18 protein-coding genes and 1 tRNA gene are annotated in these 21,724 nt (G+C 53.8%); 9 read left to right on the top strand and 10 right to left on the bottom strand.

Annotated features, from left to right (window positions below):
* Window positions 1-18: 18 nt before the first annotated feature.
* From SPI6313_RS11935 to SPI6313_RS11960, 6 genes are all read right to left on the bottom strand, one after another.
* On the bottom strand, window positions 19-1,032 hold the full coding sequence (locus SPI6313_RS11935; protein WP_072621203.1) for a photosynthesis system II assembly factor Ycf48: 1,014 nt from the start codon (window positions 1,030-1,032) through the stop codon (window positions 19-21).
* Window positions 1,033-1,070: 38 nt separating this feature from the next.
* The gene (locus tag SPI6313_RS11940; protein WP_072621204.1) at window positions 1,071-1,451 is read right to left on the bottom strand and encodes a rubredoxin; all 381 of its coding nucleotides are present in this window, start codon (window positions 1,449-1,451) and stop codon (window positions 1,071-1,073) included.
* A 117-nt stretch (window positions 1,452-1,568) separates the two neighbouring features.
* On the bottom strand, window positions 1,569-3,572 hold the full coding sequence (locus SPI6313_RS11945) for a DICT sensory domain-containing protein (RefSeq protein ID WP_072621205.1): 2,004 nt from the start codon (window positions 3,570-3,572) through the stop codon (window positions 1,569-1,571).
* 158 nt (window positions 3,573-3,730) lie between these two features.
* Complete coding sequence (ribBA, locus tag SPI6313_RS11950; protein ID WP_217650583.1) at window positions 3,731-5,392, bottom strand: bifunctional 3,4-dihydroxy-2-butanone-4-phosphate synthase/GTP cyclohydrolase II; 1,662 nt, start codon at window positions 5,390-5,392, stop codon at window positions 3,731-3,733.
* A gap of 156 nt (window positions 5,393-5,548) precedes the next feature.
* Entirely contained in the window at window positions 5,549-6,136 is a 588-nt protein-coding gene (locus tag SPI6313_RS11955; RefSeq protein ID WP_072621206.1) for a Uma2 family endonuclease, read from the bottom strand.
* A gap of 283 nt (window positions 6,137-6,419) precedes the next feature.
* A tRNA-His gene (locus tag SPI6313_RS11960) sits at window positions 6,420-6,492 on the bottom strand.
* A 144-nt stretch (window positions 6,493-6,636) separates the two neighbouring features.
* Between SPI6313_RS11960 and SPI6313_RS11965 the strand changes: the two genes are divergently transcribed.
* The gene (locus SPI6313_RS11965) at window positions 6,637-7,026 is read left to right on the top strand and encodes a DUF4359 domain-containing protein (RefSeq protein WP_072621207.1); all 390 of its coding nucleotides are present in this window, start codon (window positions 6,637-6,639) and stop codon (window positions 7,024-7,026) included.
* Between the two features lie 4 nt (window positions 7,027-7,030).
* Here SPI6313_RS11965 and SPI6313_RS11970 read toward each other — a convergent pair whose 3' ends face one another.
* The gene (locus tag SPI6313_RS11970) at window positions 7,031-8,281 is read right to left on the bottom strand and encodes an ArnT family glycosyltransferase (RefSeq protein ID WP_072621208.1); all 1,251 of its coding nucleotides are present in this window, start codon (window positions 8,279-8,281) and stop codon (window positions 7,031-7,033) included.
* A gap of 494 nt (window positions 8,282-8,775) precedes the next feature.
* Between SPI6313_RS11970 and nifJ the strand changes: the two genes are divergently transcribed.
* From nifJ to SPI6313_RS12010, 8 genes are all read left to right on the top strand, one after another.
* A complete protein-coding gene (gene nifJ, locus SPI6313_RS11975; RefSeq protein WP_072621209.1) occupies window positions 8,776-12,354 on the top strand; it encodes a pyruvate:ferredoxin (flavodoxin) oxidoreductase in 3,579 nt (1,192 codons plus the stop codon).
* A 135-nt stretch (window positions 12,355-12,489) separates the two neighbouring features.
* Entirely contained in the window at window positions 12,490-13,506 is a 1,017-nt protein-coding gene (locus SPI6313_RS11980) for a dihydroorotate dehydrogenase-like protein (RefSeq protein ID WP_072621210.1), read from the top strand.
* Between the two features lie 404 nt (window positions 13,507-13,910).
* Window positions 13,911-15,251 (top strand): 3-phosphoshikimate 1-carboxyvinyltransferase, encoded by a 1,341-nt coding sequence (gene aroA, locus SPI6313_RS11985; RefSeq protein WP_072621211.1) that lies wholly within the window; start codon window positions 13,911-13,913, stop codon window positions 15,249-15,251.
* An 86-nt stretch (window positions 15,252-15,337) separates the two neighbouring features.
* Window positions 15,338-16,246 (top strand): DMT family transporter, encoded by a 909-nt coding sequence (locus SPI6313_RS11990; protein WP_072621212.1) that lies wholly within the window; start codon window positions 15,338-15,340, stop codon window positions 16,244-16,246.
* 67 nt (window positions 16,247-16,313) lie between these two features.
* Entirely contained in the window at window positions 16,314-16,823 is a 510-nt protein-coding gene (locus SPI6313_RS11995) for an RNase A-like domain-containing protein (protein WP_072621213.1), read from the top strand.
* Window positions 16,824-16,825: 2 nt separating this feature from the next.
* Complete coding sequence (locus SPI6313_RS12000; protein WP_072621214.1) at window positions 16,826-17,122, top strand: hypothetical protein; 297 nt, start codon at window positions 16,826-16,828, stop codon at window positions 17,120-17,122.
* Between the two features lie 125 nt (window positions 17,123-17,247).
* Window positions 17,248-18,372, top strand: coding sequence for an RNA-guided endonuclease InsQ/TnpB family protein (locus SPI6313_RS12005; protein WP_072621215.1), 1,125 nt, complete (start codon window positions 17,248-17,250; stop codon window positions 18,370-18,372).
* A gap of 220 nt (window positions 18,373-18,592) precedes the next feature.
* Window positions 18,593-19,081, top strand: a complete 489-nt coding sequence (locus SPI6313_RS12010; protein WP_072621216.1) for a hypothetical protein — start codon at window positions 18,593-18,595, stop codon at window positions 19,079-19,081.
* Window positions 19,082-19,240: 159 nt separating this feature from the next.
* Here the strand turns inward: SPI6313_RS12010 and SPI6313_RS12015 are convergent, their stop codons facing one another.
* From SPI6313_RS12015 to SPI6313_RS12025, 3 genes are all read right to left on the bottom strand, one after another.
* Entirely contained in the window at window positions 19,241-19,576 is a 336-nt protein-coding gene (locus tag SPI6313_RS12015) for a RuBisCO small subunit-like domain-containing protein (protein ID WP_072621217.1), read from the bottom strand.
* Window positions 19,577-19,624: 48 nt separating this feature from the next.
* Window positions 19,625-19,999 carry a RuBisCO chaperone RbcX gene (rcbX, locus tag SPI6313_RS12020; protein WP_072621218.1) on the bottom strand — a complete coding sequence of 125 codons (375 nt, stop codon included), beginning with the start codon at window positions 19,997-19,999 and terminating at the stop codon, window positions 19,625-19,627.
* A 93-nt stretch (window positions 20,000-20,092) separates the two neighbouring features.
* Window positions 20,093-21,505: a form I ribulose bisphosphate carboxylase large subunit gene (locus tag SPI6313_RS12025; RefSeq protein ID WP_072621219.1), complete on the bottom strand. Its 1,413-nt coding sequence runs from the start codon at window positions 21,503-21,505 to the stop codon at window positions 20,093-20,095.
* Window positions 21,506-21,724: the final 219 nt, after the last annotated feature.

The raw sequence follows: 21,724 nt of genomic DNA on the forward strand, positions 1-21,724 counted from the left end.
CGCACGATTCCGATGGAACTATGCGATTTCATCACTGGGTTCATAGCGCAGTAACGCGCCGCGATCGCCCAAGATGAAACCATGGTCTGCATCGAGAAAAACGATGCGATACAAATTAGCGGGGACGCTTTCCACCTGACGATCTTTTTGCCAGGTTTCCCCCTCATCAAAACTGACGAGGAGATTACCACTGCCGCCGGATACCCAAAGTTCATCCGGAGTCCGGTAGGCTACATCCAGTAGTCCCCAACTGGTGGAAAATTCGGGGTAAATTTCGTCCCCCCATTCCTCATCCTCTGCCCCAGCATCCGGTTGTGAAAATTGTAACTGACCACCGCGTGCGATGAGCCATTGCCGACCGTCCTCAATGAAGCCCATATTTTGAAGCCGACGGGAGCTTGTGCGCTGGTGGGGAGCCCATTCATCATCCCCCGGATGCCAAGTGGAGTAGAAGTTTCCTTTGGCGGAAACGGCGAGATAGTCACCCTGGGGCGATCGCGTCATATTCCGCACCACCCCGACCGACCCTTGCACGAGGGCGTGCCAATTATTGGCACCGTCATCGGTGCGATAGATCGCCCCTAGATCCGTGGCAAGTTCAGCACTGTCCGGGCCGAGCGCCGTAATCATATAGGGGGAGCCGGGGAGCTTACTACTGAGGATAACGCGAGTCCAATGGGCCCCGCCGTCATTGGTATGGAGAAGGATCGACGGTTTTCCGACAATCCAGCCCTCTTGGCCGGCAAAACTGACCGACAGAAAACTCACCTTTTCCTCGCCGAGGTCAATGATCCGGGGTTCCCAGGTTTTGCCGCCGTCGGTGGTTTCAAAAATGCTCGACCGGCTGCCTACGATCCAACCATGGTCTGGATTGTCGGTGAAGCCCACATCATAGAGGCTGGCTTCAGTGGTGAGGTCAATCACCTGCCAGGGGTTGGAGCTAATACTAGGGACACTGCTACAGGCCACGCAGAAGATGGCGAGGAGGGTAATTATGAGAAGTTGCTTGAATTTACTTAATATGAGGTTCATAAGGTCATCGGTTAAATCGGCCGGGTTGCACGCCGCAGTTAGCGTAGCCCGTAGAGACTGAGGAAAAATAACACGCCCACGGCCAAGGCTCCAAAAATGAGCAGGTTTTTTTGATTGGGGGTGAGGGTGTTAACCCCAAAACCATAGGTCAGGTTTTCTTGAAAACCAGAGGGAGCATTGGCCGCGCCAATGTTCCGGAATTGAGTTCGACGCACGCCGCAGACTGGACATTTCCAGGTTGCGGGCAGATCGACGAACTCTGTACCGGGGGCAACGTTGTTGTTGCTGTCCCCTTTTTCCGGTTCATAAACGTAGCCACAACTGAGGCATTCGTACTGGGGAGATGCTTGTTCAGCGAGGGTCTTTTCCTGAGCACTCGGATTGTCAGTACTCGGATCTTCGTGAGCACTTGGACTCATGGTGTGGTTTTTGTGAATATTAAAAACTTTGTTACAAATTATCGCATAGTTTTAACCCAATTCGGGGCTTGTTGCCGGTTCAGGTTGAGGGGATTGTTCGGGGATGAGGGAAACGGGCTAGGAGGTGCGGCGCGATCGCCGGGGTGAATTGGAACTCGATCGCACACGGGTGACGGGGAGGGTGGTGGCGATGGGAATGGTGAAGTTAAATCGACTGCCTTGGTCTTTACCGTTGGATTCGGCCCAGATTTGTCCACCCCAGCGTTGAATGATTTGCCGACAGATGGCGAGGCCGAGACCCGTGCCGCCGGTGGTGCGTTGGAGAGCGCCTTCTTCTTGGTAAAACCGGTCAAAGACGGTTTCGAGGCGGTTGGGTTCGATGCCGCGGCCGTTATCGGTGATGGACAGGGTGATTTGTCCGGCTTGATCTTGGCGGGCGACGAGGATGATGTTGCCGTCGGGGGGGGTGAATTTACAGGCGTTGTCGAGGAGTTTGGCGAGGACTTCGACGAACCATTCTCCATCGGCTTGGACGAGGGGGAGGTCGGGAGCGAGTTGAATGTCAATATTGGGGATGCGGCTGCCGTGGTAGCGCGATCGCACATTGCTCACCCCCAATTCAACGCATTCTTCGATCAGCAGCGGTTCGGGGTTCCATTCAACGCGGCCGCTTTCGAGTTGGGAGAGGGTGAGAAAGTCTTGGATTAACTTGCGCATCCGTTCGGCATCGGCGAGGGCGGTGTTGAGCATGACTTGGCGCAGTTCCGGGGACATGTCCGGTTCAGTGGCAAGGCTTTCGAGGCAGACTTGGATCGTGGAGAGGGGGGTGCGCAGTTCGTGGCCGGTGATGGCGACGAGGTTGGAGCGGGTGCGATCGAGGGCGGCCAGTTGTTCGTTGAGGTCTTCGAGGTTGGCGTAGGCTTCGGCTTGGATCAGGGCAACGCCCACTTGATTGGCGATCGCTTCTACGAGACTGATTTGCTCCCCCGTCCAAGGCAGATGATCGGGCCGGCATTGGTGCAGTTCAATCATCCCCAAAAAGCGGTCTTGATAAAACACCGGCACCATCAACCAAGACCCAATGTGATGGCGTTGGGCCATGGTGCGCACCGCGTCGGTGATGGCTTGATTGTCGGGGCTGAGATCTTGAACAAAGAGAGATTCCAGTTGAGTCGCCACCTGTTGAAACAGTTCGTTATCCGTCAGGGCCCAGGTTTTGCCCAGGAGGGAACCGATATCGGTGTTGAGAAATTCATGGCTGATGGTGGCGGTATTGTCCGTGGCACTACAGCGGTAAATGATGCAGCGGCAGGCTTCGAGGCCGTGACCCAGTTGCTCAACGGCGACTTGAAGAATTTCTTCGGGGTCAAGCGATCGCCGAATGGCGGTGGTCATCAGATGAATGAGGCGTTCTTTTTGCTCTTGGGAGGCAATGGCGCGATAGGCTTTAATCAGCTTGTACTGTCCCACTTGGAGATAGCTCACCAGTCGATTCACAAAGGGGTCGGGGTAGTTGATGGGTGATTCATCGGCCCCCGCGATCGCCAAGGTGAGATCGCAACTATTGTTCAGATAGCGAGCCTTGGCGGCGGCGATTTTATCCGTCAGTTCAGGGCGGTAGTGGAGGATGCGATCGAGCAGGATGATGGCGGCGGCACAACTAGCTTGGCGATTAAACGTCCAAATCCCCTCAAAGCGGCGATTAGAATCCATATCCAAGCCGAGGGTTTCCGGCTCAAGGGTGGTGCGTTCTCGACAAATGAGACAGTTGGCGTAGCGATCGCCAATCACCACCAAATGCCATTCTTGGCTGAGAGCATCGTTAGGATCAAACGCAACCGATTCATAAAGACCAGAGCCATGCTTGAAGTCTGTTTCTGGGGCGGCCAACACATAGACCTGATCGCTTTGTTCACCAATGCGACGGTAACGGTGGGCTTCTTGGCGATAAAACCGTTCCTGTTGAAAGGTGGCAATAATCAAGGGGCCGTCGGTATGGGCGAGAACTTGATCTTCCATCGCATGGGACAACGCCACCAATGACGTTTTAAAAAACATCTGCGGCCGCCAGTCTGGTAAGACCTGCATTAGTTGCGCCAAGACCGAGCTTGAAATACTCATCGCCGTTTAAGGGGTGCTGCCGTTGCCATTTTAGCGGGGAGAGTCCTGCTCTCTTAGTGAAGGACGTTTAATCTTCCCATAATCCTACAAAGATCCCTAGGTCGGATTTTGAATTAGATTCAGTTATTAAATATTGAATTTAATATTAAAAAAAATCATCAACCAAACCCGTAGATGGTTTGGGTGGCCAGGGGGTCTTGCAACACCGTAGAGGGCGATCGCCCGGCAGGAACCTGATGGCGAGACAGGTTGACTTGTAATTTCATCAAGGGATCTTCGCCCGTAGCGAGCAGGAATTGTAACTGATCAATGCGGGGCCAAAGCACCAACTGATCGAGCAATTGTCCCAAGGCTAAAAGATAGGGATGGGTAGGGTCATTGTACCAGTCTGCGGTCGCCAGTCCCGGTTGATCAAACCCAAGGTGGGCCACTAAGGAGGGTCGGCCAAAGAGGGCGATCGCCACCGGCCGCGCTTCTTCTTGGAGGATCAAATTGGCAGATGTGGCCAGCGATCGCAGCTTTTCGAGCAACTCATACCGCTCTTGTACCCCCTGCACCCGATCCACCCAAGTAATCGCGATCGTCACCAAATAGGTCTGCAACAGCAAATGACCCAGCTTTTCCGCCTTCGTCGCTAAATACGCCGCATTGTAGTCCGTCGCCTCAATCAACAGCGGCAAGCGATCCACCATCTCCAGCCCGTACCCCTTCAGCCCCGCAATCTTCCGGGGATTATTCGTAATCAGACGAATTTGCTGCACGCCCAGATCATTCAACATCTGCGCCCCCATACCGTAATCCCGCAGATCCGCCGGAAACCCTAGCCGCTCATTAGCCTCCACTGTATCCAGCCCCAAATCTTGCAGGGAATAGGCCTTCAGTTTATTCACCAAGCCAATCCCCCGGCCCTCTTGGCGCAGGTACACCACCACCCCCGCCCCCGCACTTTCAATCATTTTCAACGCCGTTTGCAACTGCATCCGACAATCACACCGCAACGACCCCAAAGCATCCCCCGTTAAACATTCCGAATGCATCCGCACCAACACCGGCTGCGTCGGAAACTGGGCCGGGTCACCTTTGACGATCGCAATATGTTCCGTATTGTCCAAGGTATTGCGGTAGGCGTAGAGGTGAAAATCGCCGAATTGGCTTGGAAACTGACACACCGATTCGCGATGGACGAAGCGATCGTGCTGGAGGCGATAGCTAATCAAGTCCGCAATACTAATCAGCTTCAACTGATGTTGACGGGCATAGTCAAACAGTTGCGGCAGCCGCGCCATCGAGCCATCGGGATTTTGAATCTCACAAATCACCCCCGCCGGATACAGACCCGCCAACCGCGCCAAATCCACCGCCGCTTCCGTATGGCCCGCCCGTTTTAACACGCCGCCCTGTTTGGCCCGCAGCGGGAAAATGTGACCCGGACGGCGCAAATCATCGGGACGGCTGGCAGGGTTAATGGCGATTTGAATGGTTTTGGCGCGATCGTCAGCCGAAATCCCTGTAGTCACCCCCAAATGGGGCGCAGCATCAATACTCACCGTAAACGCCGTTTGGTTCGGGTCGGTATTTTTCGTCACCATCAGCGGCAAATCCAACTGATCAAGCCGTTCCCCCGTCATCGCGAGACAAATTAACCCCCGCGCCTCAACGGCCATGAAGTTAATCATGTCAGGGGTGGCAAACTGGGCAGCGCAAATGATATCGCCTTCATTTTCGCGATTTTCATCATCCACAACTACCACGGAGCGGCCCGCCTTAATATCAGCGAGGGCGGCATCGATCGAATCAAACTGAAAAGAGAGAGGGGGCAAATCCAACACGGAGTCTGAGGTAGCGTTTGCGTAACAAGTGCAAAATCATTCTAACGGACTCCTGAGTAGGGCTTGGCGTTACGACAAACCCACGATAGCTTGAAAGCCCTTGGGCTTGAGCATAGGGATGAAAAGCAACGGCGACTTTAGGGACTGTCAACAGTCGCCTTGCATGACATCGGAAACGGTGAGGTGAAGGTCTGGAAACATCGGAGAATCGATCACCGTATCACCCACAAATTTGGTGGCATCGTACCAGCCATCACTGAGGGTCAAGATACTGATTTGGCCTTCGAGGGGATCGACAATCCAATATTCCGGGATATTGAGTACGCTGTATTCCGAGCGTTTGGTGCGGTAGTCGGTGCTGCGGGTGGTTTCGCTGACGACTTCGATCACCAGTAAGGGCGCAGGCTCACCGGCTCGAATGACGGCTTCGCGGGTGTGGAGTTCTCGCCATTGGTGACGGGGGAGAATGAAGAGATCAGGAATGCGAACGGTATACCATTGGTGGCTCCGAGGGGATTGCAAGCCGATCACCATGGGCTTGACAATCAAATCCTGTTGGAGGCGTTCGATTTCGAGCCGCAGTTGCATATTGAGATAGTCAATGATTTCGCCGTGTTGGCCGGTTCCAATGGACATGGGACTTAGTTCTCCATTCACCAATTCGTAGCGAGTGTCAGTATTGTTTCTGTAGTGGATGTAGTTATCCAATGTGATGGGCGCAAGGGTTGTCACCATAGCAGACCGATAAGAGACAAGGGTCAATTGGCGGATATTATCGCCAGATATGTCTTATTTTCGGGGGACTGAGGGGGAAATCCTGATGATTTTGCAGCGACTTTTCCAGGCAAGCCCCCAGACTCTGAGCCGCACTGCCGCAGAGAGAACTCTGATTTGACCGGATGGGAACCTGATGCGAGGGATCTGGGTCAGGGGGAAAATCTCAAAACCTATGGCCAGATCGCGCAAATTTCGATTTGACCATCTGCGGATCTGTGTTGAATCGTTATGGTATTAAGAGGGCGAATGACGGGGATCGAACCCGCGAATGGTGGTACCACAAACCACTGCCTTAACCACTTGGCTACACTCGCCATGCCATTAGAGATTATAACAGGTAATTGAGGAATTTTGATCAATGGTGTTGGATTCAATGGGGAACAGGGTTGAGACGGCAGATCACAGGACTAGGGCAAGCCTGGATTAACGGTCGTAACTTTTTTCAAGGACAGTTTTTTATGAAATTATGGCAAGCTACCGTCACGAGTGCGGGGATTATTATCGGGGTGCTAGGGGCGGGGTTGACGATGACCAATCCGGGGCGCAGTGCCTATGAGGACTATGCGGTGGAACAATTAGCCCTGTACCTCAATGACAATCTGTGTCAGGATTTGCCGGAGCAGTTACGTCAATTTTCCCAACAATGTCAGTCGTTGGGCGATACGCTCTTGGATACGGCGCGGCCACAACTGCAACAATTGCTCGACAGCAATACGGATCGGGAAAATTATTTGCTGTTTAGTATCTATCGCACGGAGTTGGCGTTACCGCCGATGGTGACGGGTTATCAGTTTGAGACCTTGGGGATTCTCAATCAGTTTTATATCTATCGGATGGAAAAACAATAGGGCATTAGCCTTGGGGGAGAGTGAGGAGGCGCACGACGTAGAGTCCCCACAGGAGCAGGGGCAGAAATTGCCGATCGCCGAGGGCCATGAGTCGCGCCACCATGGTGTAGGTGAGGGCGATCGCGCCGCCGGCCAGCCCTAAGCGCAGGAGTGGGGGCTGTACTGGTTTGAGGATCAAGATTGCGACCAAGACGGAAAAGACGGTGACCCCACTGATCCAGCGTGAGCCGCGCCGCCAGCGGGAGGTGAGTTTACCCTGTTGGATTTGTTCCTGGAGATCCCAGAGTTGGACTGTGGCGAGAATGGCGAATAGGGGCAGCACCAGGAGCAGCGGGTTTTGGCTGGGGAGGATCAGCCCAAAACCTAGCCCCACGACCAAAAGCCAAATCCGCAAGAGCAGCGACCAACTCCAGCGCGATCGCTGTAGGGTCTGTTGACAGCCGCCCCACACCAACGCCAAGCCACTGAGGGCAAACCAGCTTTCTGTGAGCCAGGGATGGTGACCGTAGAGCACGATGGAGGTGAGGCCCTGATCCACCGTGATGATTGGCCCAGCCTGACCCACAGCCGACCCAATCCACGGTAGATTACCCACGCCAAGGCCCAGCCAAAACCAGGGGTGATGGAGGAGGCGGGGGGTATCGGCGGCGTAAAAGGTGAGGATGCCTAAGGTCATGATCAAGGCGCTGCCGGGTTGGGTGAGGGCGAGGAGGTTGAGAGCGGCGGTCATGCCCCAGAGCCACCGCCAATCGCGGCGCGATCGCAACACCGTCCATAACAAAAGGGTTTCCCAGCACCACAATGCCCCCAAGGGCTGGGCAATGCGCCCCCCGTTCACCGTGGGCAACAGCACCAGATCCACCACCCCCGCCAAAATCGCCATCCAACGGCCCGGAAACAGTTCACGGGTCACACCATAGAGCAACACCACTGATCCCGCTGTCAATAGGGCCGTGGGCAATCGCAACATCATCAAACTGGCCCCCCACAGTTGCGCCGCCCCCACCACCAAATAGGGCACGAGGGGAGCCTCGTGCCAGGGGGAATGGGTCATCAGGGGATCAGCCCAGAGGGTGGTGAGGGTGGTGGTGCGGGCGAGGCGATAGAGGTCGGTTTCGAGACCCGGTTGTAGGGGGAGGGAGGATAGTGACCAACCGAGGGCGATCGCACTGAGAAGAAATAATCCCAGTAAACTGAGGCCTTCTTGCCACAGGGGTTCGTAGCGATCGCGCCGGGGTGCAGGAGAGGGGGCCATGGGCTGGGGACAGAGGATGAATGTTCGGGAGCGGGAATGAACCGCAGGGGGTCTGGATACAGCGTAGGCGGAAACGGGATTTTGGGGGTGGGGCGTTCGCGTCGATGGGTTAAGGCGCGATCGCAATTGGAGTCACGCCGCCGAACTTCACTGTTGCCGAGTTTATTTTGTAAGTAATTGTGATCAAATATTTCATTACATTAAGCGTCGATCAAAGATTAAAAAACGCTAAGTATTTACGTCTTTAAAATTAGTCTGGTGTCATCATAAAGATACGTGAGCAATTGGATGAGAGTCCAGGACAGCAGACTGTTTGTCTGATCAGTTCTTAATGATTTGACCCAACAAAACAACTCTCGTGTTGCTTAATTTCTCATTCCATATCCCACCCTTAATTTTTATTGCCAAACTAGCGAAATGTTTATGGTTGCCACATTTTTTTGGTGGACAACATCATTTGGTTTGGCATGGACGTTCATTCAGCAGGTCTTACTATGACGACCAAAACCTATGCCACCCTCGACGGCAACGAAGCCGTTGCGCGTGTCGCCTACAAACTCAACGAAGTCATTGCGATTTATCCCATTACCCCGGCCTCTCCAATGGGGGAATGGTCCGATGCGTGGATGAGTGAAGGTCAAACCAACCTATGGGGAACGATACCGTCCGTGGTGGAAATGCAAGCGGAAGGGGGGGCGGCGGGGGCCGTCCATGGGGCCTTACAAACCGGGTCACTGACCACCACCTTTACCGCCTCACAGGGTCTTCTCCTGATGGTGCCGAACATGTATAAAATTGCCGGGGAACTGAGTCCCTGTGTGATTCATGTGGCGGCGCGATCGCTCGCGGCCCAAGGCCTCTCGATTTTTGGTGATCACAGCGATGTGATGGCCGCCCGCGCCACGGGCTTCGGGATGATCTGCTCGGCTTCCGTCCAAGAAGCTCACGATCTGGCCCTTGTTTCCCATGCGGTCAGTTTAGAAACCCGAATTCCCTTCTTGCACTTCTTCGATGGGTTCCGCACCTCCCACGAAATTCAAAAAATTGAACTGCTAGAGGATGCACAGATCAGCAGCTTGATCGATATGGATTGGGTCTTTGCCCACCGCGATCGCGCCATGACCCCCGATCGCCCCGTCCTGCGCGGCACAGCCCAAAACCCCGATGTCTATTTCCAAGCCCGCGAAAGTGTCAACCCCTTCTATGATGCCTGTGCTGATGCGGTGCAAGCGACGATGGACAAACTCACAGCCCTGACGGGACGCACCTATCAAGCCTTCCAGTATGTAGGTGATCCCGACGCGGAACGGGTGATCGTCCTGATGGGATCAGGCTGTGAAACGGTGCATGAAACCGTGGACTATCTCACCGCCCAGGGGGAAAACGTGGGGGTGCTTAAAGTGCGTCTCTATCGTCCCTTTGATGTGGTGAAGTTCAAAGCGGCTTTGCCTGATACGGTGAAGGCGATCGCCGTCCTCGACCGCACCAAGGAACCCGGCTCGGCCGGTGAACCCCTCTATCAAGACGTGCTCAATGCCCTCGTGGAAACCTGCGACGGCATGATCCCCAAAGTCGTCAGCGGGCGTTACGGCTTGTCCTCGAAAGAGTTCAACCCCGCCATGGTCAAGAGTGTCTTTGACAACCTCAGCGCGGCCAAGCCCCGCAACCATTTCACCGTCGGCATTGACGACGACGTGACCCATACCTCCCTCAGCTACGACCCCAGCTTCTCCACGGAGCCGGACAATGTGGTGCGGGCGATGTTCTACGGCTTAGGCTCCGATGGGACGGTGGGCGCGAATAAGAACTCGATCAAAATTATCGGGTCAGCCACGGACAACTACGCCCAAGGCTATTTTGTCTACGACTCGAAGAAATCCGGGGCGGTGACGGTGTCTCACCTACGCTTTGGGCCGAATCTGATTCGCAGTACCTATTTGATCAACCAAGCCAACTTTGTCGCCTGTCACCAATCGATCTTCCTGGAAAAGCTCGAAATGCTCAAGGATGCGGCCCAAGGGGCAACCTTCTTGCTCAACAGTGCTGATGGGCCGGATCAAGTGTGGGGTAAACTGCCCCTCGAAGTGCAAGAGCAGATTGTCCGTAAGGGTCTGAAGTTCTACGTGATCAATGCCTTTAAGGTGGCACGGGACAGCGGTATGGGCGGCCGGATCAATACCGTGATGCAAACCTGCTTCTTTGCGTTGTCGGGGGTGTTGCCCAAAGAAGAAGCGATCGCCCAAATCAAGAAAGCGATCGAAAAAACCTACGGCAAGAAAGGGGCCAACATCGTCCAGATGAACCTCACAGCCGTTGACAATACCCTGGAAAATCTCTTTGAAGTGCCGATTGGCGATGCTAACTCGCCCCTGCGCCGCCTGCCTGCGATGCCCAGCAATGCCCCGGATTTTGTCCGCGACATCGAAGGCAAAATGTTGATTAAAGAAGGGGATGATCTGCCCGTCAGTGCGCTGCCCTGCGATGGCACCTATCCCACAGCTACGTCGAAATGGGAAAAACGCAACGTGGCGCAATTCATCCCCACCTGGGACCCGGATGTCTGTGTGCAGTGCGGCAAATGTATGATCGTCTGTCCCCACGGTACGATTCGCGGCAAAGTGTACAGCCCGGATCAGTTGGGCAATGCGCCGGCCACGTTTAAATCCACCGAAAGCCGCGATCGCGACTTCACCGGCCAAAAATTCACCATCCAAGTGGCCCCCGAAGACTGCACCGGCTGCGGCATTTGCGTCGATGTGTGCCCCGCAAAAAATAAATCGCAACCGTCGCGCAAGGCGTTGAACATGGCAGATCAACCGCCCCTGCGTGAGCCGGAACGGGAAAACTGGGACTTCTTCCTTGACCTGCCCAACCCCGATCGCAACAGCCTCAAACTCAACCAAATTCGCCAACAGCAACTCCAAGAACCGCTGTTTGAATTCTCCGGAGCCTGTGCCGGGTGTGGGGAAACGCCCTATCTAAAATTGGCCTCGCAACTGTTCGGCGATCGCATGGTGATCGCTAACGCCACGGGTTGCTCGTCGATCTACGGCGGCAACTTACCCACCACCCCCTGGGCCACCGATGCCCACGGCCGCGGCCCCACCTGGTCAAACTCCCTCTTTGAAGACAACGCCGAGTTTGGCATGGGCTTCCGGGTTTCCCTTGATAAACACGCTAGTTTTGCTGCTGAACTGGTGGCAAAACTAGCCCCGCAACTGGGCGATGATCTCGTGTCGGGATTATTGAACGCTCAACAGGTGGACGAAGCGGAAATTTGGGAACAGCGCGAACGGGTGGCAACCCTGAAGCAACACCTCGGCAACATCGGCGAAGGTGATCCCGCCTATGCAATGGCGCGGCAACTGCTCACCCTGGCGGACTATCTGGTGAAGAAATCCGTGTGGATTATCGGTGGGGATGGCTGGGCCTATGACATTGGGTACGGTGGCTTGGATCATGTCCTGGCCAGTGGGCGCAATGTCAATGTGTTGGTGATGGACACGGAAGTCTATTCCAATACCGGTGGGCAGTCCTCGAAGGCAACCCCACGGGGCGCGGTGGCAAAATTTGCAGCGGGTGGTAAACCCTCCGCGAAGAAGGATCTCGGCTTGATTGCCATGACCTACGGCAATATTTATGTGGGGTCGGTGGCGATGGGGGCGCGGGATGAACATACGCTGCGGGTGTTCCTCGAAGCGGAAGCCTACGATGGCCCGTCGTTGATCATTGCCTATTCCCACTGCATCGCCCACGGCATCAATATGCAAACCGCGATGAGCCATCAAAAAGCGATCGTGGACAGTGGCCGCTGGTTGCTCTATCGGTACAATCCGGATCTGGTGGCTCAGGGTCAAAATCCGTTGCAGTTGGATTCGCGGGCACCGAAGCGGCCGGTGGGTGAAACCTTCAACGCGGAAAACCGATTCAAGATGTTGACGAAGACCAAACCCAGCGAGGCGAAAGCGTTGTGGGCGGAAGCTCAAGCAGATGTGGACACCCGTTGGCAGATGTATCAATACCTTGCTTCGCGGCAGATGGCGAACTCTGAACCAACGGAGAGCGTCGAATAGGGTATTGCAGTTGTGAGCCTGACGAGGGTGCGATCGCACCCTCGTCCTTCCTCCCCATTCCCGCTTCATGCCCTGCCTGAATCACCCCGGTGATTTTCCGAATCGTTCCCGGCATACTCTACACCCAAAGCAATCATGGACTTAACAACGACCTATTTAGGTTTGACGCTGAAATCCCCCCTCGTGCCGTCAGCCGCAGCCCCCCTCACAGAAGACCTTGACAATATTAAACGCCTTGAAGATGCGGGCGCAGCTGCGATCGTCCTCCACAGCATTTTTGAGGAGCAACTGAGTCAAGAAGAATACGAACTGCACCATCATTTAACCTACGGCACCGAAAGTTTTGCCGAAGCGTTGAGCTATTTTCCAGAGCCGGACACGTTCCATGTGGGAGCAGAAACCTACTTAGAACACATCCGCTTGGCAAAGGAGATGACGGAGATTCCGATCATTGCCTCGCTGAATGGTTCGACCCTAGGCGGTTGGACGCATTTCGCCCAACAAATGGAGGCGGCGGGCGCGGATGCCTTGGAGTTGAACATTTACAACATCCCCACCGATCCCAATCAAACCGGGGCTGATGTGGAGGCGAATTATGTAGCGATCGCCCAAGCGGTGAAATCGGAAGTCTCGATTCCCGTGGCTCTTAAACTCAGCCCCTTCTTTAGCAATATGGCCAACATGGCGAAACAGCTAGACGAAACGGGCATTGATGGCTTGGTGTTGTTTAACCGCTTCTATCAACCGGATATTGATATTGATGAATTGGTGGTGCGCCCGAATATTCTGCTCAGCACGCCCCAAGCAACGCGCTTGCCGATGCGGTGGATCGCGCTTTTGTTTGGGCGGATCAATGCGGATTTGGCGGCCACCAGTGGCGTGCAGCATGGCCGCGATGCGCTCAAGTTGTTGATGGCGGGGGCGAAAATCACCCAGGTCTGTTCGGCACTGCTCCGCCATGGCATCCCGTACCTGAGCACGATTGAAGCAGAAATGCGCCATTGGATGGAAGAGAATGAATATGAATCCGTGAGGCAAATGCAGGGCAGCATGAGCCAGGTGAATTGTCCCGATGAAAGTACCTTTGAGCGGGTGCAATATATGAAGGGGATTCAGTCCTACCACCCGGATCAGTTCACCGTGGCTCCGTAGGGTTTTTTGCCCTCACCCCTAGCCCCTCTCCCGCTGGGCTACCGCTTATACACAAATCAATCTCAAGTTCCAAAACTCGCGTGATCCCCCCTAGCCCCCCTTTTCAAAGGGGGGAATCGGAAAAAGTCCCCCTTAAAAAGGGGGATTTAGGGGGATCAATCGTGATCCCCCCTAGCCCCCCTTTGAAAAGGGGGGAATCGGAAAAAGTCCCCCTTAAAAAGGGGGATTTAGGGGGATCAATCCCAGGTTAGGTCAGTATTTGGAGGTTATGTATAAGCAGTAGCCCCCAAGGCGAGGGGAATTAATGGCTCCCCTTCCCCTGTGGGAGAAGGGGCCGGGGGATGAGGGAGCGATCGCAGACTGGTACAATCAAAAGACCTAAAATTGCTGCCCTCAAAACCTGTATGTCCACCGTTGCCCTGACTGCGATCGCTGATCACCAAACCCTCACCATCACGCCCCCCGCCACAGCATCCCTTCAGGGCACGATCACGATTCCCGGCGATAAATCCATTTCCCACCGGGCGTTAATGTTGGGGGCGATCGCCTCCGGAACCACCACCATTCACGGTCTTTTATTGGGGGAAGATCCCCGCAGTACAGCGGCCTGTTTTCGGGCAATGGGGGCGCGAATTTCTGACCTCAATACCGATACGGTCACCGTGGAGGGTGTGGGCTTGGGCAGACTAGATGAACCCGTTGATGTGCTCAATGCGGGCAATTCCGGGACAACGCTGCGCCTCATGCTCGGTCTGCTCGCCTCCCATCCGGAACGATTGTTTACGGTGACGGGGGATGGGTCATTGCGATCGCGCCCCATGTCCCGCGTCATCAAACCCCTCAGCCAAATGGGGGCGCAGATTTGGGGCCGCAATACCCACAACCTCGCCCCCCTCGCCGTCTACGGTCAACACCTCCAAGGCATCACCTATCATTCCCCCATCGCCTCCGCCCAAGTGAAATCCTGCATTCTCCTTGCCGGCCTCTCCGCTGAAGGGCAAACCACCGTGATCGAACCCGCCCTCTCTCGTGACCACAGCGAACGGATGTTAAAGGCATTCGGGGCAGATTTAACCGTAGACCCTGAACAATTGAGCGTCACCGTGACGGGACATAGTGGGGAATTAACCGGGCAGACGGTGGTGGTGCCGGGGGATATTAGTTCGGCGGCGTTTTGGTTGGTGGCGGCAGCGATTACCCCCGGATCGGATTTGTTGATTGAAAATGTGGGGATGAATCCGACCCGGACGGGAGTATTAGAAGCCTTGGTGATGATGGGGGCAGATATTACCGCAGAAAATCCCCGCATCGTCACAGGGGAACCGGTAGCGGATTTGCGGGTGCGTCACTCTGCGTTAAAGGGTTGTACAATCGCAGGCGATATCATCCCGCGTTTAATTGATGAAGTGCCGATCCTAGCGGTGGCGGCGGTGTTCGCAACAGGGACGACCGTGATTAAAGACGCTGAAGAATTGCGGGTTAAGGAAAGCGATCGCCTCGCCGTAATCGCAGCGGAACTGAGTCGCATGGGCGCAAAGGTGACAGAACACCCCGACGGCCTCGAAATCACCGGCGGCACGCCCCTCAAGGGCACAGATCTAGACAGCCACACCGACCACCGCATCGCCATGAGTTTAGCGATCGCCGCCCTCAACGCCAGCGGCACAACCCACATCTACCGCGCCGAAGCCGCCGCCATTTCCTACCCCGATTTTGTCACGACGCTGCAACAAGCTTGGCAGTAAATCAAGGCTGCCGCCATCCCAGGCAAGGGGCTTAAGCCCCTTGTTTCTTCGTGATGATCAGGATTCAGACTTCATCGTTCACCTTCATGGCTCTATCCCCGATGCCCCTGAAAATTCCGCCGATCGCCCTGCCCCTCGGCGCTAGTTTGCTGTTTGCCGGGAGTTTTATCGCGGGTAAATATACCACCGCTGATCTGCTACCCCTAACCACCTCCCTCTGGCGGTATCTGGCGGCGCTCCTGTTTCTCACGGGGATGGCGTGGCGGTTGCCTAGTCTCAGTTTAACGGTGGCACGGCGGGATCTCCTGCCCTTAAGTTTGCTCGGTTTATCGGGAATCGTCGGCTACCATTATTTTTTCTTTAGTAGTCTGCGCTATACCGCCGTAATTAACACCGCGATCATTAACGCCACCAATCCGATCATCACCAGCATTGCCGCTGCGATCATCCTGGGGGAAACCCTGGCATTCAAAAACTACTTGGGGGGTGCGATCGCCTTCCTCGGTGTGATCCTCCTCCTCACTGGCGGCAACCTCCAAAACCTGATCACCCTCCAATTCAACCAAGGCGATGGCCTGATGCTGCTGGCGGTACTCTGCTGGGTCGCCTATTCGCTGCTCCTCAAACGCCTCTCCCGCCGTTACTCTGGCTTTACCCTCACCTACTACGCCGCCCTCTTTGGCGTGATCTTTCTCCTCTTGCTCGCCGCCCCCGAACACCCGATCACCCAACTCCGCACCAGTGCCCTCTCCTCCCAACTCGGCATCCTCTACATGGGGATCGGCACATCAGGCCTGGGCTACCTGCAATACAATCTTTCCGTGATTGCGATCGGAGCGACCCGCACCGCCTGCATTATCTATAGTTTCGTGCCGATTTTTGTGGCGTTGCTGTCGTTGCTCTTTTTTGGGGTTGCGATCGCACCTCTAATGCTCCTGATCATGGCCTTGATCATTGCTGGAGTGAATCTGATGCTCACCCCCACCCCTGAGTAGTGCCCCAGGATTAGATCGCGGCAGGCCCAGACTAAAATAAAAGAATTAATCTAAATGTCTTGAGTCTATGTCTACCCAACGTCGGAATTCCCTAGCCTTGGTGGTTAGGGCTGTTGGCCTGTCCATTACCTTCTCTCTATTGTCGGCCGGAGCAGCGAGCAAAGCAGTGCTTGCCCAATGTGTCCCTGCTACATTTCCCCAAAATTGGTTGCAACAACAAGAAGCCCAAGGCGGCCACACGATCGCCCGTCATGTGGGCCGCACCAACCAACAGCTTATCGATCGCCTCCGCAACAGCTCCATCAGTGCCGCCAGTACCTATCCCAATTTGGCCACTGCCTCCACCCATGTTCAAGCCGCCCTCACTGCCAACGCCACAACCCTAAATAATTGGGTGACGGGGGCTGCGATCGGCGAGAAGCGGGCCGTGAGCTATGCAGCGGGGGCTACGGTTGGCCGAGTTGCCGGCCGTCCGGCTGCCCTGAGTAACATTGCCAGCAGCCGTAATCTCCTGGCCGTGATGACGAAAACGGCCAATGGAACCTGTTTGTTGCTCACATCCTACCCAACCCGTTAAGCATGAGCGGTTTACCCGGCTATGAATCCCTCTACAGTTTTTTGTGTGCTGAGTTTGCGGAGGCGGATTGGGAGGGACTCAGTGATGAAGCCGTGTTGCTCAATTGCCTCGCCCCTCAACTTCAGCCCTGGCATCGCACCGTGATTGCAGAGGGGCGGGCTGTGTTGGCGGCCCAGCCGTTCCCGTGGGAGGCGATCGCCCACTATGCCAATCGGCATTTCGAGACGGAAGCGGCGGCCAGAGCTTGGTTAACTCAGATTCTTGATGGGCTGGAGCAGCATTTATCCCTAAACCCGTAAAGAGTGACAGTCCCGGAAACTACAGCTTTTACGAATGTAAAGCTTATATCCCCCGTTTTCCAAACGGGGGATATAAGCGAAGGGCTGAATTTATTCAGCCGTGATACCGAGGTATCATAGCAACCATGAAAACGCTCAAGTTCAAGCTCTACCAGCATAAGCGGAATCGATACCTCAAGCGGACAATCAATGCCGCAGGGCGTATCTACAACCATTGTGTTGCCCTCCACAAACGGTACTACCGAATGTGGGGCAAGCACTTGAACTGCGCCCGACTGCAAAAACACATCGCCAAGCTCCGTAAACGGAACCCCTGGTGGTTGCAGGTGGGTTCTCAAGCCGTACAGGATATCTGCCAACGAATTGAGAAAGCGTATCAACTGTTCTTCAAACACAACAAAAAAGGCGTTCGCCTGCCAAACTTTAAGAAGACCCGAAAGTACAAATCCTTCACCCTCAAGCAAGCTGGGTACAAATTCCTCGGTGGCAACCGGGTGAGGATTGGGAACAAAGTCTATCAATATTGGCACTCTCGTCCCATTGAGGGCAAGGTCAAAACCCTGACGATTAAACGAACTCCCTTGGGAGAACTGTTCATGATTGTCACGGTAGATACCCTGTCAGAACCCCAAGTCAAAACCGAGACAGGTAACATTGCTGGTTTTGATTTTGGACTCAAGACGTTTCTGACCTGTTCGGAGGGGTTCAATCTTGATGCCCCCTTGTTCTTCAAGCAGTCACTCAATGCAGTTCGCAAAGCAAGTCGAGAATTATCTCGCAAGCAAAAGGGTTCAGCCCATCGGGAACGTGCCCGATTAAACTTATCCCGCAAGCATGAAGATATTGCCCATCGACGGCGGGACTGGTTTTGGAAGTTGGCTCACCGCCTGACGAATCAGTTTGATATGCTGTGTTTTGAAACCTTGAACCTCAAGGCGATGCAGCGGCTTTGGGGGCGTAAGGTGAGTGATTTGGCGTTTCGGGAGTTTCTGCAAATCCTGGAGTGGGTGGCGACGAAGAAGGGGAAGCGGGTGGTCTATGTTGACCGCTGGTTCCCTTCGAGCAAGACCTGTTCAAGTTGTGGTCATATTTTGGAGCATCTGGATTTAGAGACTCGCCATTGGCGGTGTCCCAGTTGCTCGGCAGAGAATGATCGGGATGAGAATGCGGCGATGAATATTAAAGTGGCTGGGGCTTCAGCCATTGGGTTAGGTGATGTCAGACAGGCGTTGCCTGCTATTGCTGTTTGATCCCAGAATCCCCCGTTTAGAAAACGGGGGAGTAAGTCAACTTAGTAAGTAGAGCAGGTAAGATTTAGAACACCAGAATTTCCGAGCTAATTTGGACAAAAGCCTCATCATTACTCAATCCTGGGCTTTTGTTACAATCTGTTACATAGCGTGCAAGATTCGCCCTGGCCTACTTAACTCAGCACATCGCAAACCCAAAAGAACCCATCGTCATAAAAGCATGAGTAGTCTCTCTCAAGAAGCAGTAGAAGCATTATTTGACAGGGTAGCCCATCGATACTTTGCGCTCTCTCTTCCTAATGAACCTACATCAGACCAAAGATTAAGACATCAAAAACAACTAGATCAGTTTGCCAGAGAATTTATTCGGATTCAGCGAAACTTGTCTGATCAATCTGAACAAAAATTTTTTGCTCTCTACTTCACCGGAACCATTCGATTTAATCAAGAAAAGTATCAGGCTGCATATCGATGGTTAACAAAAGCCAAACAGCTTTATCCTGAGCAAGCGTATATCTTTATGGATATGTATGCAGGATGTCTACATATCCTTTTAAGCCGTAAAAAACGGCACGCAGAGGCATTGGAGACAGCCTATCATTATTTTCATGAAGGAATTTTAGCTGCAAAATCTAATACGGATCAAGAGACATATCAGCGCCTTAAAGAAGGGTATGAATATTTCTTTGACAAAGAGTGTCCTTTTTAGAGTTTAGGCCTACTTTGGGCTTTAGATTGAAAGTTTGTAACCCAATCGGTTAATACATTGAATCCAAAATTAATACATTGAATCCAAAAAAGGAACTGAGCGATTCAGTTCCTTTCTTTTTTGATGAATTTGGCGCGATCGCGTCAAACGCAATTCAATCTAGAAGCGGCTCACACCGGGCTTGTACACGATGAAGCTCACCGTTTGACATTGCTTGATGTTGTCAAAACCCACCACACGAATATAAGAATCCGCATACTCTTGACGGCATTCGCGCACTTCATTCAGCACATCTTGGGGGCTGTGAGCACCAAACAACGGCAGCTTCCACATCGTCCAGTGGTGATCGCTGGGCTTGGGATCTTTTTCAAACTCAACCGCCGGGATATAGCCTTGATCCAACATATATTGGATTTGCAGCGCAATTTGCTGATCCGTCAACGGGGGAAGATAAGAAAGAGTTTCGTAACGCTTCTCTTTGGGTAACGTCTTCATTGCCATGGGTTAAGACCTCATTAAAGTAAAGATGGGTGCAAAAAATCCCTAATCAGAGGGAGATTCGGTCGAAGCGGACGGGTCAGGGTCAGACCGGGTTAAGCGTTCCAAGACTTGGCGGCGATGTTCCGTGTTCGAGAGTTGAACCGCATCACGAACCATCCCCGGTAAAAAATCAACAATCTGCTCCGTTAAGTCAGCCCGCACCGTCAAAATCCGTAACACTAACTCTTTATGCTCTAGCATTAACCCGTCTAGATAGGCTTCCCCATCTTGGAGTTTGCCAGCGGAATAATGAGTCAGCCAAATGGCTTGGGGAGGGTTGGTCTCGGTCAGTTGATTGATAATTTCTCGCACTGCCTGGTAGGTGAGGTAGCTTTGCAGCATCTGCACCGTATCGTGGGCAAGATCTTTAGGGTTCATGGGCAAAACTGGTTCCGACCCGACCGATTGTAGGTGGAAATACTCAGGATAAACGGTAACGGTTTTACCCGTTCGTTTATCCTGTTTGCCAACCTAGATGGTATCCATTGCTTCAAACTCGAACTTGATTTCTTTCCACAGTTCGCAAGCCGCAGCCAATTCAGGACTCCAGCGGCAGGCTTCGCGGATCACGTCGTTGCCTTCGCGAGCGAGGTTACGACCTTCGTTACGAGCTTGAACACAGGCTTCTAAGGCAACCCGGTTGGCGGTTGCACCCGGTGCATTCCCCCAAGGGTGACCGAGGGTACCACCCCCGAACTGTAAGCAAGAGTCATCGCCGAAGATTTCCACCAAGGCGGGCATGTGCCAGACGTGAATCCCACCGGATGCCACGGGCATGGTGCTGGGGAGGGAGGCGTAGTCTTGGGTGAAGAAAATACCGCGTGAACGATCTTCTTCCACGTAGTCTTCACGCATCAGGTCAACAAACCCCATGGTAATGCCGCGTTCGCCTTCGAGTTTACCGACGACGGTACCGGAGTGGAGGTGATCCCCACCGGAGAGGCGGAGACATTTGGCCAACACGCGGAAGTGAATCCCGTGGTTCCGTTGACGGTCAACCACAGCGTGCATGGCGCGGTGGATGTGCAGCAACACACCGTTACGACGACACCATTTGGACAGGCTGGTGTTGGCGGTGAAGCCACTGGTGAAGAAGTCATGCATGATGATGGGAGTGCCGATTTCTTTGGCGAATTCGGCGCGTTCCATCATTTGCTCACAGGTGGGAGCGGTGACGTTGAGATAGTGCCCTTTGATTTCGTTGGTTTCGGCTTGGGCTTTCTCGATCGCCTCTTGGACGAAGAGGAAGCGATCGCGCCAACGCATGAAGGGCTGAGAGTTAATATTTTCGTCGTCTTTGGTGAAGTCCAAACCACCGCGCAGACATTCATAGACTGCACGACCGTAGTTTTTGGCAGACAGACCCAATTTGGGCTTAATCGTACAACCCAAGAGAGGACGACCATACTTGTTCAGTTTGTCGCGCTCAACGGTAATCCCGTGGGGCGGGCCTTCAAAGGTCTTGATCAACGCTACGGGGAAACGAATATCTTCCAAACGCAGGGCACGTAGGGCTTTAAACCCGAACACGTTACCGACGATGGAGGTCAAAACGTTGGTGACAGACCCTTCTTCAAACAGATCGAGGGGATAGGCCACAAAGCAGAAATACTGGTTATCTTCACCGGGAACGGCTTCGAGGTCATAGCAACGACCTTTGTAGCGATCCAGGTCGGTCAAACCGTCGGTCCATACGGTAGTCCAGGTTCCGGTGGATGATTCTGCTGCCACAGCCGCACCAGCTTCTTCAGGAGGAACGCCCGGTTGCGGGGTCATCCGGAAGCATGCGAGCAGGTCAGTGTCTTTGGGGGTGTAATCGGGGGTGTAATAGGTCAGACGATAGTCCTTTACGCCCGCCTCAAACCCAGGTTTGGTTTGTACCATATCCTCAAATTCCTCCTTTAAATAAGTCGTGGTGAGGCTTACGTTTAACAGTGATTTCTACTCACAACTGCGGGCCGGTTGGCGTGACTGTGACGTGACGAAGGGAGGAGCATCAAAGCGGAACCTTTTGTTCGTTTCCGTATCAAACAGTAACAACTCAGCCCAAGTTGGCGTTCAAAGAATTTCTGTTTAATGACAAGTTGTTTATGTCACGTTTTA

Source organism: Spirulina major PCC 6313 (genome assembly GCF_001890765.1).
GTDB lineage: Bacteria > Cyanobacteriota > Cyanobacteriia > Cyanobacteriales > Spirulinaceae > Spirulina > Spirulina major.